This is a genomic window from Terrabacter sp. Root85 (genome assembly GCF_001429185.1).
In the GTDB taxonomy this organism is placed as follows: domain Bacteria; phylum Actinomycetota; class Actinomycetes; order Actinomycetales; family Dermatophilaceae; genus Terrabacter.
Genome location: NZ_LMIW01000009.1, coordinates 37,648 through 56,128 on the forward strand (window position 1 = coordinate 37,648; position 18,481 = coordinate 56,128).

At 73.1% G+C, this 18,481-nt stretch carries 19 protein-coding genes; 10 read left to right on the plus strand and 9 right to left on the minus strand.

All coding sequences use genetic code 11. The features are described from left to right. Nucleotides 1-23: 23 nt before the first annotated feature. Complete coding sequence (locus ASE25_RS12425) at nucleotides 24-656, minus strand: N-acetyltransferase (protein WP_156415522.1); 633 nt, start codon at nucleotides 654-656, stop codon at nucleotides 24-26. A 135-nt stretch (nucleotides 657-791) separates the two neighbouring features. Between ASE25_RS12425 and ASE25_RS12430 the strand changes: the two genes are divergently transcribed. The 3 genes from ASE25_RS12430 (at nucleotide 792) to ASE25_RS12440 (ending at nucleotide 3,641) form a co-directional block, all read left to right on the plus strand. After that, nucleotides 792-1,904, plus strand: coding sequence for an App1 family protein (locus ASE25_RS12430; protein WP_056775052.1), 1,113 nt, complete (start codon nucleotides 792-794; stop codon nucleotides 1,902-1,904). Nucleotides 1,905-1,916: 12 nt separating this feature from the next. Continuing rightward, entirely contained in the window at nucleotides 1,917-2,777 is an 861-nt protein-coding gene (locus ASE25_RS12435; protein WP_056775050.1) for an Fpg/Nei family DNA glycosylase, read from the plus strand. A 63-nt stretch (nucleotides 2,778-2,840) separates the two neighbouring features. Next, a complete protein-coding gene (locus tag ASE25_RS12440) occupies nucleotides 2,841-3,641 on the plus strand; it encodes a hypothetical protein (protein WP_056825834.1) in 801 nt (266 codons plus the stop codon). Nucleotides 3,642-3,645: 4 nt separating this feature from the next. Here the strand turns inward: ASE25_RS12440 and ASE25_RS12445 are convergent, their stop codons facing one another. The 4 genes from ASE25_RS12445 to ASE25_RS12460 all read right to left on the minus strand — a co-directional run bounded on the left by ASE25_RS12445 (nucleotide 3,646) and on the right by ASE25_RS12460 (nucleotide 5,907). Further along, the gene (locus tag ASE25_RS12445; RefSeq protein ID WP_056825836.1) at nucleotides 3,646-4,137 is read right to left on the minus strand and encodes a CD225/dispanin family protein; all 492 of its coding nucleotides are present in this window, start codon (nucleotides 4,135-4,137) and stop codon (nucleotides 3,646-3,648) included. 110 nt (nucleotides 4,138-4,247) lie between these two features. Next, nucleotides 4,248-4,577, minus strand: a complete 330-nt coding sequence (locus ASE25_RS12450; protein WP_056775043.1) for a rhodanese-like domain-containing protein — start codon at nucleotides 4,575-4,577, stop codon at nucleotides 4,248-4,250. Between the two features lie 17 nt (nucleotides 4,578-4,594). Continuing rightward, nucleotides 4,595-5,554, minus strand: coding sequence for a DUF1648 domain-containing protein (locus ASE25_RS12455; RefSeq protein WP_056825839.1), 960 nt, complete (start codon nucleotides 5,552-5,554; stop codon nucleotides 4,595-4,597). Further along, a complete protein-coding gene (locus ASE25_RS12460; protein ID WP_056775036.1) occupies nucleotides 5,551-5,907 on the minus strand; it encodes a GntR family transcriptional regulator in 357 nt (118 codons plus the stop codon). The genes ASE25_RS12455 and ASE25_RS12460 overlap by 4 nt, the downstream gene beginning before the upstream one ends. A 54-nt stretch (nucleotides 5,908-5,961) precedes the next feature. On the opposite strand from ASE25_RS12460, the gene pdxY reads away from it, so the two are divergent. Next, on the plus strand, nucleotides 5,962-6,810 hold the full coding sequence (gene pdxY, locus ASE25_RS12465; RefSeq protein WP_056775383.1) for a pyridoxal kinase PdxY: 849 nt from the start codon (nucleotides 5,962-5,964) through the stop codon (nucleotides 6,808-6,810). Nucleotides 6,811-7,044: 234 nt separating this feature from the next. Then, entirely contained in the window at nucleotides 7,045-8,313 is a 1,269-nt protein-coding gene (locus ASE25_RS12470; RefSeq protein ID WP_056825841.1) for an ATP-binding protein, read from the plus strand. Between the two features lie 3 nt (nucleotides 8,314-8,316). Here ASE25_RS12470 and ASE25_RS12475 read toward each other — a convergent pair whose 3' ends face one another. Then, entirely contained in the window at nucleotides 8,317-8,901 is a 585-nt protein-coding gene (locus ASE25_RS12475; protein ID WP_056775029.1) for a helix-turn-helix domain-containing protein, read from the minus strand. A 48-nt stretch (nucleotides 8,902-8,949) separates the two neighbouring features. Between ASE25_RS12475 and ASE25_RS12480 the strand changes: the two genes are divergently transcribed. Together ASE25_RS12480 and ASE25_RS12485 are read left to right on the plus strand one after the other, a co-directional pair. Next, on the plus strand, nucleotides 8,950-9,861 hold the full coding sequence (locus tag ASE25_RS12480; RefSeq protein ID WP_082622854.1) for a class I SAM-dependent methyltransferase: 912 nt from the start codon (nucleotides 8,950-8,952) through the stop codon (nucleotides 9,859-9,861). Nucleotides 9,862-10,017: 156 nt separating this feature from the next. Then, nucleotides 10,018-10,887 (plus strand): peptidase inhibitor family I36 protein, encoded by an 870-nt coding sequence (locus tag ASE25_RS12485; protein ID WP_056825843.1) that lies wholly within the window; start codon nucleotides 10,018-10,020, stop codon nucleotides 10,885-10,887. 60 nt (nucleotides 10,888-10,947) lie between these two features. On the opposite strand, the gene ASE25_RS12490 is transcribed toward ASE25_RS12485, so the two are convergent. Then, a complete protein-coding gene (locus tag ASE25_RS12490) occupies nucleotides 10,948-11,685 on the minus strand; it encodes a metal-dependent hydrolase (protein WP_082622855.1) in 738 nt (245 codons plus the stop codon). 247 nt (nucleotides 11,686-11,932) lie between these two features. Here ASE25_RS12490 and ASE25_RS12495 point away from each other — a divergent pair, with 247 nt between their 5' ends. From ASE25_RS12495 to ASE25_RS12505, 3 genes are all read left to right on the plus strand, one after another. Then, complete coding sequence (locus ASE25_RS12495) at nucleotides 11,933-12,589, plus strand: HNH endonuclease family protein (protein WP_056826233.1); 657 nt, start codon at nucleotides 11,933-11,935, stop codon at nucleotides 12,587-12,589. A 332-nt stretch (nucleotides 12,590-12,921) separates the two neighbouring features. Beyond that, nucleotides 12,922-14,934, plus strand: coding sequence for an acyltransferase family protein (locus ASE25_RS12500; RefSeq protein ID WP_082622856.1), 2,013 nt, complete (start codon nucleotides 12,922-12,924; stop codon nucleotides 14,932-14,934). 66 nt (nucleotides 14,935-15,000) lie between these two features. Further along, nucleotides 15,001-16,005, plus strand: a complete 1,005-nt coding sequence (locus tag ASE25_RS12505; RefSeq protein WP_056825849.1) for a YdcF family protein — start codon at nucleotides 15,001-15,003, stop codon at nucleotides 16,003-16,005. A gap of 15 nt (nucleotides 16,006-16,020) precedes the next feature. Here ASE25_RS12505 and ASE25_RS12510 read toward each other — a convergent pair whose 3' ends face one another. Together ASE25_RS12510 and ASE25_RS12515 are read right to left on the minus strand one after the other, a co-directional pair. Continuing rightward, nucleotides 16,021-17,571, minus strand: coding sequence for a fatty acyl-CoA synthetase (locus ASE25_RS12510; RefSeq protein WP_056825850.1), 1,551 nt, complete (start codon nucleotides 17,569-17,571; stop codon nucleotides 16,021-16,023). After that, the gene (locus tag ASE25_RS12515) at nucleotides 17,568-18,383 is read right to left on the minus strand and encodes an enoyl-CoA hydratase/isomerase family protein (protein ID WP_200959097.1); all 816 of its coding nucleotides are present in this window, start codon (nucleotides 18,381-18,383) and stop codon (nucleotides 17,568-17,570) included. The genes ASE25_RS12510 and ASE25_RS12515 overlap by 4 nt, the downstream gene beginning before the upstream one ends. Nucleotides 18,384-18,481: the final 98 nt, after the last annotated feature.

The following is an 18,481-nucleotide window of genomic DNA, read 5'->3' on the forward strand; positions in this document are numbered from 1 at the left end:
GCCACAAAGGTCAGCGGTCGGGGTCAGCGCTCGGGGCGCCAGAGCTGCACGGACGCCACCGGCTCGAAGCCGGCCGCGAGGAACGCGCGCAGGGCGCGGGCGTTGCCGGGCGCGCAGGCCGCGACGACGACGTCGCCCTCGTCGATGAGGGTCAGGGCGTCGCGGACGACGTCGGTCCCGACGTGGTCCTTGGACGGATCGGTCTCGAGGCCCACCTCGGGCAGTCCGCCCAGCCCCGTCGAGAGGGTCACGAGCGTGTGGTCGTCGGGGGCGGCATACCCGAAGGTCGTGACGTCGCTGCGCACGGAGGTCGCGTGCTGGGCGCGGGGGTGGTTGCGCAGGTCGCTGCGCGGCACGAGCGCGGGCTCGCCGCCGGCTCCGCGGGCCACGAGGATGAGGTCGAGGGCGTCGATCCAGCCGGTGCCGGCCAGGCGCGAGACGAGGCGCGGGTTGCTCGCGCCGCCGAAGCCGTCCGGGCTCAAGGAGTCCAGGGTGCCGTCCGAGACGTCGTCGTCGACGGCGAGGTAGGCGTGCCCGGTGAAGGCGACGACGCCCTCGACGCCGGGCCGCCACGGCTCGACGCGCTGCCACGCGCCGTCGACGGTCGGGAAGTCGCCGCCTGCGGCCTTGCTGAGGACTTCGGCAATGGGGTGCACGGCGTCCATCAAACCCGCCGCGTCGACCCGGCGCCCGCCGGGGTCCACCTGTTGGCACCCGGCCGCCGCGCGCCCGCCGCGCGCCCGCCGCGCTCCCTCTGCTCGCCCGACACCCCCGCCGGGTAGGTTGTGGCCATGTCCCGACCGCACGCGGCCGCCATCGTGGAGGACGCCGTCCACGAGCAGGTCGAGCGCGTGCTCCGCAGCCGCGGCTGGGGCAACCGGGTCATCACCCACGTGGGCTACGGCTCGTCCTCCTTCGTCCGTGTCTATGCGCGGATCCTCCTCGGGCGCAAGGGCCGTGAGGACGTCGAGGGTCCGGAGGCCAGGCAGGACGCGACCGGTGCCCTCAGCCCGGCCCACTACGACCGGGGTTGGCGCGCCTTCATCACCTCGCCCGCGACGGGCGTCCCGGTCAAGGTCACCGCCGGTGACCGTGAGGTCTACGGCCGGTCCGACCGCGGCGGACACGTCGACATCGTCGCCCGCGACCACGGCCTCGCCCCGGGCTGGCAGCAGGTGGTCGTCGAGGTGCAGGGCACCGACCCCGTCGCGGCAGACGTCTTCATCGTCGCCGACGGCGTGACGCACGGCATCGTCAGCGACATCGACGACACCGTCATCACGACGATGCTGCCCCGCCCGATGATCGCGGCGTTCAACACCTTCGTCCGCAGGGGCAAGGCGCGTCACGCGGTGTCGGGCATGGCGCCGATGTACCGCCGCATCCTCTCGGCGCACCCGGGCGCGCCCATCGTCTACGTGTCGACCGGCGCCTGGAACGCCGCCGCCACCCTCAACCGCTTCCTCGTCGAGAACGGCTTCCCGCTCGGTCCGCTCATGCTCACCGACTGGGGGCCCACCAACACCGGGTGGTTCCGCAGCGGACAGGCGCACAAGCGCACCTGCCTCGACCGCCTCGCCCGCGACTTCCCCGAGATCACGTGGCTGCTCGTCGGCGACGACGGCCAGCACGACCCCCAGATCTACGCCGACTTCGCCGAGGCGCGCCCCGACCGCGTCGACGCCATCTGCATCCGGCACCTGTCGCCGACCGAGCAGGTGCTCTCCAACCCGATGAAGATCGACTCGCCCATCCGTCCCTGGGCGTCGCGGTCCGTGCCGACGTTCTCGGCTGCGGACGGGCACGGGATGCTCCGCGTCCTCGAGGGCGCCGGCAAGGTCGGCGAGGTCGTCGCGGCCGACGAGCAGCCCTCGCGTCCGGGCCGTTCCGTCGGCTCCGGGTGACAGACTGGGGCCATGCCTGAGCTGCCGGAGGTGCAGGCGCTCGTCGACTTCCTCGCCGAGCGGACGGACGGCCTTGCCGTCACGAAGGTCGAGCTCGCCTCGTTCAGCGTGCTCAAGACGTTCAACCCGCCACCGCAGGCGCTCGAGGGCGCACCCATCGACGGCGTCCACCGCCACGGCAAGTTCCTCGACATCGACGCCGACGGCACCCACCTCGTCTTCCACCTCGCGCGGGCCGGCTGGCTGCGCTGGTCCGACCAGCTGCCGATGACCGTCCTGCGACCGGGCAAGTCACCGATCGCGCTCCGGGTGCGGTTGTCCGACGGCTCCGGTTTCGACCTGACCGAGGCCGGCACGAAGAAGTCGCTCGCGGCCTACATCGTCACCGACCCGGCCCAGGTGCCCGGCATCGCGCGCCTCGGTCCCGACCCGATGGCCGACGACTTCACGCTCGAGCAGTTCCGCTCGATGCTCGAGGGCCGGCGCACGCAGATCAAGGGACTGCTGCGCGACCAGGAGTTCATCGCCGGCGTCGGCAACGCCTACTCCGACGAGATCCTCCACGTCGCCAAGATCAGCCCGTTCGCCATCGCGGGCACGCTCGCCCCCGAGGTGGTCGACCGGTTGTATGCCGCCCTGCGCGACACGCTGAAGAGCGCGGTCACGACGGCGTCGGGCAAGCCGGCCAAGGAGCTCAAGGACGCCAAGCGCGCGGGCATGCGGGTCCACGCGCGCACCGGCCAGCTGTGCCCGGAGTGCGGCGACGTCGTCCGCGAGGTGTCGTTCGCCGACACGTCGCTGCAGTACTGCGCCACCTGCCAGACCGGCGGCAAGCCGCTCGCCGACCGACGGATGTCCAAGCTGCTCAAGTGAGCACGTCCCGTCAGGCATGACGGCCCGGCGCGGATTCGTCCGGAATGCAACGCTTCCGGTCTCGTGGTTGTCTTCATCGTCATGAAGCCGTTGACCCACCACGTCCTGCGCGGTCCCCTCCACCCGGTTCGTCCCGGTCGAGCATTCGTCGCGCTCGCCCTCGGATCCGTGCTCGTCACGAGTGCCTGCGGGCAGGCGACGCCGTCACCCGGGGCCGCCACGCCCGCCGGTGGCGACGGTCCGTCGGCCACGGCCGGCTCGACGGTCGACGCCGGCGCGGGCGCCGAGACGGCGACGTCGGGCGACGTGCGCCTCGAGGCGACGATGGCGCCGGGAGGGCCCGAGGTGGGCGCGACGGGTGCCGGCATCGCGGCGAGTCCCGGCCTCGTCGTCGACTACACGCTGACCAACACGGGCACGAAGCCCGTCCTCGCCTACGACGTCGTGCCCGCCGACCTCGGCAGCGCGACGCTGCCCATGGACGTCGATGCCAAGCACGCGTGGGTCTACGAGGAGTCCGGCGTCCTCCGCCTCAGCAAGCAGGGTTTCGCTCCCGGCCCGAACGTCCGCTTCGCGGCGGCGCCCGTCATGGGCGGCCACACGATCGCGCCCGGTGCCAGCATCACCGGGAAGGCGTATGCCGTGTCGCCGCCGACGCTCGACGTGCCGGGTGACTCCTTCGAGGCCCCGCGGACCCCGGTCGACCCGGCCGTCAAGCAGTGGCAGTTCTGCGTCCAGGTCTCCGATCGTGCCGGGCAGGCCCGACCGTCCGCGGTCGGCGGCGGCGTCCTCGAGGCGGCCTCCGCGGCGCCGCAGGGCGACGAGCTCGTCTGCACCCCACCGTCGACGATCCCGGTCGCCTGACGGGTCAGAGGTGGATCGAGACGTGGCCGCCGTTCGCGATGCCCAGGCAGCTGAAGAGCATGAAGGATCCGGGCCAGGCCGCGGCGGCGGCCAGGCACCACGTCTTGACCGACCGTGAGGCGGCCCGCGCCCCGTCCCAGTCGCCGAGGGCCCACTTCGCGTTGACCTGGGTGGACTTGATGATCGCGACGATCCCGAAGGGCGTGAAGCAGCAGATCGTGCACAGGATCGCCCAGCCGAGGCGGGTCGGCGGTGGCGGGGCCTGGCCGCTGCGGGGGCCCACCCACTCGGCGATGGGGGTGGAGGCATACGGCAGCGGGTCGACCCGGCCTGCGGGCGGCGGCAGCGGGACGGGCGGCGGCATCACCGGTGAGATCGGCGCGCTCGGCGCGCTCGGCGCGCTCGGGGCGCTCGAGGCCGTGGCGTCCGGCGACTCGAGGTCGGGCAGCCACTGCGACCAGGTGTCCTGCGTGGGATCGGGTCGACGGTCGTCCATGGTCCGGGTGCTCCTGGCTCGGCGGGTCGGTCACTGGTGAGACCCGTCAGGAGCGACAGCGTTACACGGAGAAGACGCGTGCGGGTGTGAACCGGACGAATCGCCCCGAGTCAGATGATGGTGGGGTCGCCGTCCGCGCTGAGCTGCTTGCCGGCCCGCTCCCACTCGAGCATCCCGCCCTCGACGTTGGCGACGTCGTAGCCCTGGTGCACGAGCCACTGGACAGCGCGGGCCGACCGGCCGCCCATCCGGCAGACGATGGCGACGGTGTCGTCGGTCTCGGGCAGCTCGTCGATACGTGCCGGCAGCTCCGCGAGGGGGATGTGGATGGCGTTGGGGGCGTGGCCGGCGGCCCACTCGTCGGCCTCGCGGACGTCGACGAGGACGGCGTCGTCGGGCAGCTCGGACACGGTCGTCGTGGGGATGCTCATGCCGTCCATCCTGACACGGGACCTCGTCATCCCACGCGTGCGGCGAGGGTGTTGAGCACGGCGGCGGCCTCGTCGGCGTCGTCGACCGTGACGACGACGTCGGGCTCGCCGACGCGGTGCACGACGAGGGCCTCGCCGGCGCGGGTGACGTAGCCACGCCGGCCGTCGACGCCGATCCGCCAGCCCCAGCCGCCGAACTCGCGCAACGGGGAGACGGTCGTCGTCCCGGCCGACGCCACCCGCTCGAGCGGCACGCGGGACCACGAGAGCCCGGCGCTCGAGACCCGCAGGCCGGAGGCGTCGACCGTGACGCGCGCCGAGAGAGTGAGAGCGAGGAGAGCCCCGAGGGCGAGCGCCAGCAGCCAGACCCAGGCGAACCCGGCGAGCGCCACCCAGACGAGCGGTAGCGCGACGACGACCGCGAGCGCCGCCGTCGGGCCCACGCGCAGGCTCGCCCGCCCCGTCCACGCGAGCCGGGTCGTCGGTGTGACGTCGAGCCGAGGCTCGTCGGCGGGCAGGGGCGCGCGGGCACCGGTGACCTCGGGTGGCGTCGTGCGTCCCCAGCGCCAGAGCCCGACGGCGACGAGGGCGGTCAGCACGAGTGTCGGGACGGCCCACTGCGGCGGGAACGCCTGCGGGACCTGTCCCGGCCGCTGCGCGAGGAGGCCACCGAAGAGCACGCCGCCGAGGAACACGGCGAGGCCACCGGCGACGGCGGCGAGCGGACCCCGGGCGGAGCGGTGCATGAGCGCGCCGAGGCCGACGAGGGCCAGTGGCATCACCGTCGTGATGACGGCCGCGGTGACGACGGCCGCCCCGAAGGGCTGCCAGCGGTCCGGCTCGCCGTCCAGGCCCCAGTGGACGGCCACGGGGTCCGGCACCAGGTCGCGGACGGCATACGCCAGCCCGGTGCCGACCGCGGCCACGACGGGAGCCAGCACGGCGCTCGCGACCAGGGCGTGGGTCGGGCGGCGGTCGGTGGTCATCGCTGGAACTCGCTCTCGATGAGTCGGGTGAGGTCGGCCGGGGTGGCGCCGACGAGCCGAGCCTCGGCGACGAGCTCGGCGACGAGGGTGCGCAGCCGCGCGTCACCTCCGGGGTCGGAGGTGCTGACGACGGCCCCGCGGCCGCGGCGCAGGTCGATGAGCCCCTCGTCCCGGAGGGACTGGTAGGCGCGGAGCACCGTGTGGAGGTTGACGTCGAGCACGCCGGCGACCTCCTTGGCCGAGGGCAGGCGGTCGCCCTTCGCGAGGCGTCCGGAGGCCATCTCGCGTCGGACGCAGGCGGCCACCTGCACGTGCAACGCCGTGCTCGACGTGGGGTCCACCTGCCACAACATAGTTCTAGTATCACTAGAAATAGATCGTCAAGACAAGCGGCTAGGGTGGAGGCCGTGAAGATCCTGTCGATCCAGTCCCACGTCGCCTACGGTCACGCCGGCAACTCGGCCGCGGTCTTCCCGCTCCAGCGGCTCGGGCACGAGGTCTATCCCGTGCTCACGGTCACCTTCTCCAACCACACCGGCTACGGCTCGACGCGAGGCCCGCTCATCGCGCCCGCCGACGTCGCGGCCGTCATCGACGGCGTCGAGGAGCGGGGGGCCTTCCCGGCCATCGACGCGGTGCTCTCCGGCTACCAGGGCGCCGAGGCGGTCGGCGAGGTCGTCCTCGACGCCGTCGCGCGGGTCAAGGCGGCCAACCCCGCCGCGGTCTACTGCTGCGACCCGGTCATGGGCGACGTCGGCCGCGGCTTCTTCGTGCGCGAGGGCATCCCCGAGTACATGCGCGACCACGTCGTGCCGAAGGCCGACATCGTCACGCCCAACCTGTTCGAGCTCGAGTTCCTCGTCGGTCGCCCGGTGTCGACGCAGGCCGACCTCGTCGCCGCGGCGCGCGAGCTCGTCGCGCAGGGGCCGAGCGTCGTCCTCGTGACGAGCGCGCTGACCTCCGACACGCCTGAGGGCTCGATCCAGATGGCGTGCGTCACCGCCGACGACGCCTGGGTCGTGACGACCCCGATGCTGCCGATGACGGTGCGCGGCGGTGGTGACGTGACCGCTGCGGTGTTCCTCGCGCACTACCTGACGGACGGCCCGGAAGTGGCCCTGCGCCGCACCGCGGCGACGATGTATGCCGTGCTCGAGCGCACCCACGCGAGCGGCTCGGACGAGATGCTCCTCGTCGCCGAGCAGGACGCGATCGCGCACCCCGACGAAGTTTTTGAAATCTCTTCGATCAGTTGACCGTTTCGCCCCAGAGCGCGTTATAGTCGCAACGCGCCGTTCCGCATGACCACCCCTGACCGTGCGGAACGGCGCTTTTTCATGCCTGAATTCAGTGGAATCCGAATCAAATGACTTCGGTATCCATGGAGTCGGTGTCGGCCTCGCGCTCCGCCCCGGCGTTCGGACGACGCGCCGATCAGGGTCGATCGGGATGTCTCAGGTTTTCGGTAGAGATGCGTATAGCCTCCGATCGTGGACCCGATCACGAACCCGTACGCCCCGGGGGCGGGCCAGCGCCCGCCCGAGCTCGCCGGCCGTGACGAGCAGCTGCGCACCTTCGACGTCGTGCTCGAGCGCATCGCCCGCGGACGCTCCGAGCGCTCGATCGTCCTCACCGGCCTGCGCGGCGTCGGCAAGACCGTCCTGCTCAACGCCCTGCGCAGCTCGGCCGTGCGGGCCGACTGGGGCACGGGCAAGTTCGAGGCCCGCCCCGACCAGCGGCTGCGGCGACCGCTTGCCGCGGCCGCGCACCAGGCCGTGCGCGAGCTCGGTCACCCGCGCGGCGAGGACGTCGACCACGTGCTCGGCATCATCAAGGCCTTCGCGCTGCGTGACGCCCCGACGGGCGCGAAGCTGCGTGACAAGTGGCAGCCGGGCATCGATGTCCCGGCCGTCACCGGCCGCGCCGACTCGGGCGACATCGAGATCGACCTCGTCGAGCTCTTCACCGACATCGGTGGCCTCGCCGCCGACGTCGGCAAGGGCGTCGCCGTCTTCATCGACGAGATGCAGGACCTCGACCCGGACGACGTGTCGGCGCTCTGCGCGGCGTGCCACGAGATCTCGCAGTCGGGTCTGCCCGTCATCGTCGTCGGTGCCGGCCTGCCCCACCTGCCCGCGGTGCTCTCGGCCTCGAAGTCCTACTCCGAGAGGCTCTTCCGCTACTCGCGCATCGACCGGCTGCCTCGCGACTCCGCCGACCGCGCCCTCGTCGGCCCGGCCACCGAGGAAGGGTGCGAGTTCACGCCCGAGGCGCTCGACGAGATGTATGCCGTGACGGCCGGCTACCCGTACTTCATCCAGGCCTACGGCAAGGTCGTGTGGGATGTCGCGCCCTCCTCACCCGTGACCGCCCAGGACATCCGGGTCGCGGTGCCCGAGGCCGAGTCCGAGCTCGCCGTCGGCTTCTTCGGCTCACGCTTCGAGCGGGCGACGCCGGCCGAGCGCGAGTACCTCCGGGCCATGGCCGACGCGGCCCTCGTCAACCCGCCCGCAGGGGAGGGGGACGCGGAGGGGAGCGACGCAACGATCGCGGTCGAGACGGCATACGTCCGCGACGGGGTGACCGAGCGCGAGGCCGTGCCGACGTCCGCCGTGGCGGAGGTGCTGGGGCGCAAGCCGCAGTCGCTGTCGCCGGCGCGCGACGCCCTCATCAAGAAGGGCCTCATCTACTCCGGCGAGCGCGGCCTCATCGCCTTCACGGTGCCCCACTTCGGGCGGTACCTGCGCACCCAGTCCTGAGGGCTACGCGGGCGCCTCGCCCGCAGCGACGTCGAGGTGCGCGCGGCGTCCGTCCCGGTCGAGCACGAGGATGACCTCGACCGGCTCGTCGTCGGCGGTGATGGCGTGCGGGACCATCGTCGAGAACTGCGCCGACTGGCCCTCCTCGACGAGCACGACGCGCTCGCCGAGGTGCAGCCGAGCCGTCCCCGACAGCACGGTGAACCACTCGTGACCCGGGTGCACGCCGAGCCGGCCGCTGTGGCGCGTGGCCGTGATCCGCATCTTGGCCACGACCAGACCGTGCGGCTCGTCCTCACGCGTCAGCAACCACGTCGTGCGCCCCTGGGTCGTGTCCCGGCGCGGGTGGATGACGACGTCGTCGTCGCTCGCGAGGTCGACGAGCTCGTCGATGGTCGTGCCGAGCGCGCGGGCGATCGGACCGAGCTGGTCGATGGCGATCCGGCGGTGGCCCGTCTCGATCCGGCTCAGCGTCGACGGGCTGAGGCCGCACCGGCCGGCGAGGGCGTCGAGGGACCACCCGCGGGCGACGCGGAGGCCGCGGATGCGGGCGCGGATCACTGCGTCGAGGTCGAGTTCTTGCGTCATCGGCAAGATCGTATGCCGTGTGCGCAACGGTGTCCTACCGTGACACGTATGTCGCACGCACAGCACGGAGACGCCCCCGCCCACCACGGACACGGTGACCACGACGGCCACAGGCACGACGACCTGGCGTCCGAGGCCGAGGGCGCCGACCTGCTCGACCTCGACGGCGACGTGCTCCGGACCTACTGGGACGCGGCGCTCGACTGCATCACCGCGGCCCTGGTGTCGTCGCCGGCCGACGAGCAGGGCGCGCCCGCCCGGGTCGTCGACCTCGGTGCCGGCACCGGCACCGGCACGCTCGGACTGGCCCGACGGCTGCCCGACGCCGAGGTCGTCGCCGTGGACGTCTCAGAGCTCGCCCTCGTGCGTGTCGACGCCAAGGCGCGGGCCGCCGGCGTGGGCGACCGCGTCCGCACCGTGGTGGCCGACCTCGACGCCGGATGGCCCGACCTGGACCCGATCGATCTCACCTGGGCCTCGATGTCGCTGCACCACCTCGCGGACCCGAACCGCGCTCTCTCCGACCTTCGTCGGATCACCCGCGACGGGGGTCTGGTCGCCGTGGCCGAGTTCGACGAGCCGCTGCGCTTCCTGCCCGACGACCTCGGTCTCGGCCGTCCCGGTTTCGAGGGCCGGGCGCTCGGCGTGCTCTCCGCCGTGCACGCCGAGGTGCTGCCCTCCATCGGCGCGTCCTGGGACGAGGTGCTCCGCGAGGCCGGCTGGACGGTGGTCGACGAGCACGACGTCGTCATCGACGAGCGCTCGCCGGACCATCCGCTCGCCGGCCGCTACGCCCGGGCCTGGTTCGACCGGCTCGCGCACGGCCTCACCGACCGGCTGGACGCCGAGGACCTCCGCACGCTCGAGGCCCTGCTCGACGACGACGGCCCCCACGGTCTGCTCCACCGCACCGACCTGCACCTGCACGGCGTCCGCACGGTGACGATCGCGCGCCGCTGACCGGTCCCGGTCTGCCGACTGCACGCCGATGGGGAGTGCTCCCCGCTTTCCGGCGCGCCGGCCGGGAGCGGCTGTCCTAGCGTCGGATCCGGGACGAAAGCCGGGCGACCGCCCGACGGCCCGGGGGCCCATGGCCCCACGACGACAGGGGACACCATGAAGAAGACGATCGCGCCGGCCGCCGTCGCGGCCGCGCTCGCCGGGGCCGTTGTGGCTTCGGCACCCGCCGCGCAGGCCGCCACGGCGCGCAACGGCGTCTGCGAGACGGGCGAGTTCTGCCTCTACTACAACTCCGGCAACGGCGGGTCGCTCGTCGACCTCGCGAACAGCCAGTCCGACTACGGCACCGGGTCCGGGTGCGTCACCTTCGTCTCGGCGGGCAACGGCCAGGGGCAGTGCGTCAAGAACAACGCCGCGTCGGTCTGGAACCGGGAGGCCGCCGTGGCGACGGTCTTCTACCGGAGCGGCTACTCCGGGGCCATCGACTCGGTCGACCCGGGCGTCATGGCAGACCTGCGTCCGGAGCTGAAGAACGAGAATGCCGGCCACATCGTCGGCGTCGCCACCAACGACGCCTTCGAGTACGGCGTCTACCACTCGGCGGGTGCTCGCGTGACGGCGTGGTTCGACGGCTACCTCAACACCCCGGGGCGACACGAGGGCATCGACGTCGCCTACCAGTCCGGCGCCGACGTCTTCGCCGTCCTCGGCGGCACCGTGACCCGGGTGACCGAGGGCAGCGACGCGACGGATGCGCTGTCCACGCTCGCGGTCTACAACGCCACCTACGACAAGACCGTCGTCTACCTCCACCTCAACCCGTTGGGCTTCGCGGTGGGACAGTCGATCTCGAAGGGCCAGAAGATCGGCGACGAGGCGGCTCGCGGCGCCCCTGCCACGCACACCCACGTCGAGATGCGCCCCGGGCGCCAGACCGCGGCGACCTTCAGCAGCGACACGACGCTCGTGAATCCGGTGCCCACCCAGTTCTGGATGGACCGCCGCTACAACGCCTGCTGCCAGTGACGCGTCGGGTGTGGCCGACGCGCTCGGCCACACCCGAGGCCGGCGCGTCAGCTGGGCGCCTCAGCCGGGGACGGCGAGCTGGACGGTGCGCCAGGTCGTCCGGAGTGCAGGACCGATGACGTCCACGCCGCCGGCCATCGTCACGACGAGCCAGGCCGCCGCCACGGTGAGAGCCGGCCCGACGACGTAGCGCTCGACGGCGTGGTCGGTGCTCAGGGCCAGGTAGTTGTAGCGGTGTCCGTGCACCGGCCAGAAGAGCGGGCAGCCCTGCACCGTGGCCATGTCGCCGAGGAGGTGGACCACCACCCCGACCGCGACCGCCCACGGCACGACGTCGACGGGGAAGGAGTCGAGCACGGCGCCACGAGTCAGCATCGCGCCCATCAGCAGGCAGAGCAGGGTGTGGCCCACCGTCGCCCGGACCATCGTGACGCGCAGGGCCGCCGCCGCGAGGGCGAAGAGGAACGACAGGAACAGACCGAGGGGCAGGCCGCCGACGTTCGTCAGGTAGGCCGCGAGTGCGGTGAAGGCCGCCAAGCCGAGGAGCGAGTGGGTGCCGTTGCGGTGCCCGCCACTGACCAGTCCCACGCACCAGGCGATTCCGGCCGTCAGCGGCCCGAGGGAGCGTGCCGGTGTCGCGTGCGCGTGGTCGATGTCCGGGAGCACTGCGGCGCCCGCCGCGGTCACGGCTGCGACCGGGACCGCCCAGGCCTCGACGGGGACGCCGTGGTCACGCAGCAACGGCGTCAGGGCGAGCACGGCCACCGCCCCGGACAGGGCATGAGTCCTACCGAGCACCGCGGGTCACCGATCGCACGACGGCAGACTCTAGCCAGCCGGCGCGGTGACGCCGACACCGGGGGCCAGCCGTCTCGGCGAGCCGTATGCCTCCCAATTCCATTGTGTGGCAGGGTTGCCGATCGTGCCTGCTCGCTCCTTGCCCCCGCTCCTGGCTGTTCTCGTCGCGGCGGGCGTGGCGCTGGCCGGCTGCGGCCTGCCGCTGTCGTCGCCCGGCGCCGGCCTTCCGCACGCCCCGACCCGCGTCGTGCCCGGCAGTGCGGCAGGCGGAGCCACCGCGAGCTCCGGGCCGTCCCCCGTCCCGCCCCTGACACCCGCGCTAGCGCGCGCGGCGCTCACGACGCTCGACGGCCTCCCGGTCAAGGGCCGGGCCCCCAAGACCGGCTACGACCGGGACGCGTTCGGCCCCGCCTGGAGCGACGACGTCGACGTGAGCCTCGGACACAACGGCTGCGACACCCGCAACGACGTGCTGCGCCGCGACCTCGTCGCCGAACGGTTGAAGCCCGGCACACACGGATGTGTCGTCGTCTCAGGCACGCTCGCGGATCCCTACACCGGGCGCAGCATCACCTTCGTCCGGGGACGCGCCACGTCGGCGAAGGTGCAGATCGACCACGTCGTTGCCCTCGGCGATGCCTGGGTCACGGGTGCGCAGCAGCTGACGGCGACCGAGCGCAGGACGCTCGCAAACGACCCGCTCAACCTGCTCGCCGTCGACGGCCCGACGAACAGCGCCAAGCGTGACGCGGACGCCGCGTCGTGGCTGCCTCCGAACAAGGCCTACCGCTGCACCTACGTCGCGCGTCAGGTCGCCGTGAAGTCGCGCTACCGCCTCTGGGTCACCGCGGCGGAGAAGGCGCAGATCGCTCGGGTCCTCACCGGGTGCTCGCGAGCACGCTGACTCCGGCTGACGCCTGGGAGGTGGAAGGGCCGGACCCCACCTGACTGCCAAGCCGTGAGGGAGGGGTGGAGTGGCAGTCAATCCCGGCCCTTCCAGTAGGACACGCTACGGGACGCGGGGTGCCCTGTGGGGGCGAAGATCCCCGTGAATCCTGTCGATTCGACGGGAAATGCGCCTTTCGTCGGGCTCGTGGGCGTCACATCCTCGGTGCACCGTTCTCCCGGAATCGCCCGAACCGCGTTCGCCGCGCACGTCGACCACCCGCGAGGCGGTGCGACCTAGCCTGCTGGCATCCGGGGTCCTCGGCATCCCGGCGACCTCTGGCGGACCCGATGCCCAGACCGACAGAACGCCCGACCGCCTACGTGCCGGGGCTCGACGGAGTGCGTGCCCTCGCGGTGGCGGCTGTCGTCGGCTACCACCTCGGTGTGCCGGCCCTTGGCGGAGGGCTGCTCGGGGTCGGGGTCTTCTTCACGCTCAGCGGCTTCCTCATCACGGGCGTCCTCGTCGCCGGGTGGGAACGTACGCGGACCGTCGGACTCAGCCGCTTCTACGTGCACCGGGCCCGTCGGCTGCTTCCGGCCGTCGTCGTGCTGCTCGTCGTCGTGTCGTTCGTGTCCGTCGTCACCCACCCCGACGCCGCGGGTGAGCGCCTGGCCGAGTCCGTGGCCGCCCTGCTCTACGTGAGCAACTGGAAGACGATCTCGGACGGCGAGTCCTACTTCCAGCGGTTCAGCGGGCCGGGACCCTTCGACCACCTCTGGTCCCTCGCCGTCGAGGAGCAGTTCTACGTCGTCTGGCCCGTGCTCATGCTCGGACTCCTCGTCGTCGTGCGGGGTCGGCTGCGTGGCGTGGCGACGCTGACGACCGTGCTCGCCCTCGCGTCGTTCGTGCTCCTCTGGCTCCTCGCCGTGCCGGGCTTCGACAACACGCGGGCCTACGAGGGCACCGACGCGCGGGCCGGAGGACTCCTCGTCGGCGCTGCCGTGGCCCTCGTCTGGCGCCGCGGCTCACTGCCACCACTGTCCGACCGAAAGGACCGTCGGGCTCTCGACGGCGTCGGCGTCGGCTGTCTCGTCGTCGTCCTCGCCCTCATGACGCTCACGGACGAGTACTCGCTGTCGCTCTACCGCGGCGGACTGCTGCTGCTGTCCCTCGCCACGGCCGGCCTCGTCGCGGTCGTGTCGCACCCGCGGTCACGACTCGGCCGCCTGCTCGGGGTCCGGCCCCTGCGCTGGGTCGGCGAGCGGTCGTACGGGATCTACCTCTGGCACCTGCCCGTCGTCGCCCTGACCGGCCCGGACGTGCTGCGCGGGCATCACGGGCTCAGGGGCGCGCTCCAGCTCGGGCTGACGCTGCTGCTCGCGACGCTGTCGTGGAACCTCGTCGAGGACCCGATCCGACGGCGCGGCTTCCGGCGCGCCCTCCGCCCGCGACGGCCGCGACCCGGCGACCTGCCGCGCGCCGTGCCGTCGATGCCGGCCGTCGCCGCCGGCACGATCGCCCTGGCCCTCGTCTCCGTCACCTCGCTCAGCGCCGCCGCGCTCGTCGGCGGGGGACGGGCGGACGACCGGGCGCTCGACCCGGGCGACCCGCCCGCGCCGCCGACGACCGCCGCGACCTCGACGTCCCCACCCGCGTCACCGCCGTCCCCGACCTCAACGCCGTCCCCGACGTCACCGACGTCACCGACCGCGCCGCCCTCGCACCCTCCGGCGCGGACGTCGTGCACGTCCCTCGTCCACATCGGGGACTCGACGTCCGTCGGTCTCGTCGACCCGGCATACCAACCCCGTGCGTCGACGCGGCTGCCCGCCCAGTACGCCCGCGTCGGGGTCACGAGCTTCGTGCCGGACATCCTCGGCGCGCGCTCGATCGTCGAGACGTTCCGGGGGCAGCCGAACGCCGAGAGCGCCGTGACGTCACGGACCACGCAGGGGTACGCCGGGTGCTGGGTCCTCGCGATGGGCACCAACGAGGTCGCGAACCAGTACGTCGGGGGTGTCGTGCCGCTCGCCCACCGGATCGACCTGCTGATGCGGCCGATCGGCAACCACCCGGTGCTGTGGCTGACGGTGCGCACCACCGACACCTCGGGGCCCTACGCCGACCGTGAGATGGAGAAGTGGAACGCGGCCCTGCTCGACGCGTGCAGCCGCTACCCGACCATGCGCGTCTACGACTGGCGCACCGAGGTGCACCGGTCGTGGTTCGTCGACGACGGGATCCACTTCACGACGCGGGGCTACACCGAGCGCGGCAAGCGCATCGCCGACGCGCTGGCCCGGGCCTTCCCGGCCGCAGGGGCGCCGGCCCCCGGCTGTCTCGTGCAGTCGGGAGACTGACCGGCCGGGACGCCCCGGCCACCAGCCGGTTTCGCGACGAGGCCTCCGGGAGGGCATGCTCGTCGCATGCGCCCGGCCCTCGACCTCCTCCTCGTCGTGGCGCTCCTGGGCCTCGCGGTCCACCTCGCGCGTGCCGACCCGCGCCGATGGCGGATCGGGGTCCTGCTCCTCGGCACCCTCTGGGCCGTGCTGTCGGCGGTCGGGGTGGACGTGCTCGTGCTCCCGCAGGTCCTCTCGGTCGTGCTGGGACTCCTCTTCGTCGGCAACGGCCTGCGCCTGCTGCGCCCGCAGGGCCGGGGTCCGACCAACGTCCTCGCGCTGCTCCTCGGCATCGCGATCCTGACGGCGACGGCCGTCGGGACGGGTGTCGTCGGCTCCGGTGCCGCCGGCGCGATCGCCGCCGTCCCGACGGGGCCGGAGGTCCTCGGGATCGTCGTCCTGCTCCTGCCCGGCTACCCGGCGCTCGCCTTCGGCAGCTTCGCGCTCTACTGCCTGACCTACCGGCGCCACCGCGCCCGCGCCGAGCCGGCGGCGGTCGTCGTCCTCGGCTCGGGACTCGTGGGCGGCACGGTGCCGCAGCTGCTCGCCCACCGGCTCGACGCGGCCGCCGACGCGTGGCGCGCAGAGCGCGACCGCGGCCACGAGTGCCTCCTCGTGCCGAGCGGCGGGCAGGGCGACGACGAGCCGATGTCCGAGGGGATGGCCATGACCGCGTACCTCATGGCCCACGGCATACCCCAGGCGTCGGTCGCGACCGAGGACCGCGCGACGACGACCGAGGAGAACCTGCTGCTCTCACGCGAGATCCTGCGGTCGCGCGGGATCGGCGACGCCGGGCCCCTGCGCGTCGTGACGAGCAACTACCACGTCGGCCGCGCGGCGCTGCTGGCCCGGCGCCTCGGCATCGACGCCGACGTCACCGGCGGGCCGACGGCGTGGTACTTCGTGCCGAGCGCCTTCGTGCGCGAGTTCCTCGCCGCGCTGACGCTCCACCCGCGCACCAACCTCGCGGGCCTCGGCGTGTGGGCGGCCTGGACGGCCTGGCTCGCGTATGCCGTCCTGCCCGTCTGAGGGCGCCGCGCGCGGTCACGACGTGGCTGGCCCCTGAGCCAGGTCGTCACGCAGCACTCGCTTGAGCAGCTTGCCGCTCTGGTTGCGGGGCAGCTCGTCGACGAAGTGGATCGCCTTGGGCAGCTTGAAGGGCGCGAGGCTGGCGCGGGCATGGTCGACGAGCTCGGTCTCGGTCACCGTCTGTCCGTCGCGCAGGACGACGACGGCGGTGACGGCCTCGACCCAGCGTTCGTGCGGCGTTGCGATGACGGCGACCTCGGCCACGGCAGGGTGGGTGTAGAGCGCGTCCTCGACCTCGCGGGAGGCGACCATGACGCCGCCGGTGTTGATGACGTCCTTGATGCGATCGACGACGGTGAGGTAGCCGGCGTCGTCGCGGGTGACGAGGTCGCCGGAGTGGAACCACCCGTCACGGTAGGCCTCGGCCGTCGCGTCCTGCTTGTTCCAGTAGCCGGTGCACAGCTGCGGCGATCGGTAGAGCAGCTCGCCCGACTCCCCGGCGGGGACGTCGGTGCCTTCGGGGTCGACGACGCGTGCCTCGACGAAGAGCACGGTGCGGCCGCACGCCTCGGGTCGCTCGGCGTGCTCCTCGGGCCGCAGCACCGTGGCGAGCGGGCCGATCTCGGACTGCCCGAAGCAGTTCCAGAAGCCGAGCCCGGGCAGGCGCTGCTGGAGCCGGTCACGCACCGGGACCGGCATGATCGACGCGCCGTAGTACGCCTTGCGGAGCGAGCCGAGGTCGGCGGTCTCGAGCGCCGGGTGGTTGGAGAGCGGTACCCAGACGGTGGGGGCGAGGAAGAGCGAGCCGATGCCGTGCGTGGCGACCCGCTCGAGGATCGTCGCGACGTCGGGACGGGGCAGCAGGTGGTTCGTCGCGCCGACCGCGAGGTAGGGCAGGAGGAAGACGTGCATCTGGGCCGAGTGGTAGAGCGGCATCGAGTGGAGTGGGGCGTCGTCCTCGCACAGGTCGAGGCCGACGATGCACGAGACGTACTCGTGGACGAGGGCCCGGTGCGTCATCATCGCGCCCTTGGGCTGGGACGTCGTGCCCGAGGTGTAGAGCAGCTGGACGAGGTCGGTGTCGCGCGTCCCGACGTCGAGCGTGGGCACATCGCCCTCGCTCCACCGCGGCAGCACGGCGTCGTCCCCGCCGTGGAGCAGCAGCACCTGCTCGAGGTCGGTGTCGGCGCGCACGGCCTCGACGCCGTCGCGCAGCGTCACGTCGACGAGCGCGACGCGCGCGCCTGAGTCGCGCAGCAGGTAGGTCAGCTCGGGGCCGGTCAGCGCGTAGTTGACGGGGACGTGGACGAGGCCCGCGCGGGCACAGCCGAGGTAGGCGAGCAGGTAGGCGTCGGAGTTGACCCCGACCGTCGCGACGCGGTCGCCGCCGGCGAGTCCGAGACCGAGCAGGTGCGCGGCCGCGCGGGACACGGCGGCGTCGAGGGCGGCATACGTCCACGTGCGGTCGTCGAAGACGAGCGCGACCCGGTCCGGATGGCGCGCGGCGCTGCGGCGGACGACGTCGTCGACGGTGCTCGAGGTGATCTGCGCGGTGCTGACGCTCATGGGGTGTCTCCGGGGTCGGGGCGTTCGCGAGGTCGGTCGGGTCGGTGGGCGGGCGCGGCGAAGGACTCGAGGAGGGCTCCCGCCTCGGCGCCCCCGGCGAGCCGCGCGATGGTCGCGGCCTCGTCGGCGAGCTGGTCGGCATACGGGCGCTCACCCGCGAGGCGCAGCAGGCGGGCTGCCTCGCCGACGGCCTCGCGGGGGAGGGCGGCGATCGCGGCGACGACCTCGCCGGCGCGGGCGTCGAGGTCCGGGGCGGGGCACACCTCGGTGACGAGCCCCCAGTCGAGCGCGGTCGCCGCGTCGATGGGGGTGCCGGTCAGCAGGAAGAGGGCCGCCCGGCGCGCGCCGACCGCGCCGGGCAGCAGGGCGCTGACGCCGCAGTCGGGCGACAGGCCGACGCCGGGGTAGGCCGCGACGAACGTCGCGTGGTCGGCCGCGAGGACCACGTCGGAGGCGAGGACGAGGCCGACACCGGCGCCCGCGGCGGCGCCCTGGACCACCGCGACGACCGGGACCGGCAGCGCGCGCAGGGCCGTGAGCGTCTCGTGCAGGATCCCCGCCAGCTCGGCGACGAAGGCCCGGCGCTCGGGTGCCGCGGCCATGGCGCGCACGTCGCCGCCGGCGCAGAAGAGCCGGCCGTCGGCCCGGAGGACGACGACGTGCACCGGCCCGGAGGCGCTCGCGACCGCGCCGACCGCGTCGCGCAGCGCGATGGCGGTCGGCAGGTCCACGGCGTTGCCGGCGTCGGGTCGCGCGAGCCGGATCGTGGCCACGCCGTCCGACACCGACAGCATCGGCACCGTCGTCGTCACGGGCTCATCCTGCCCCGCCGGAGCCGTCCTGGGGAGGGGTGGCGCACGGAACGACCGGTCGCGTATGCCGTCCGGCGTGGTCGGCGGCCCCGTACAGT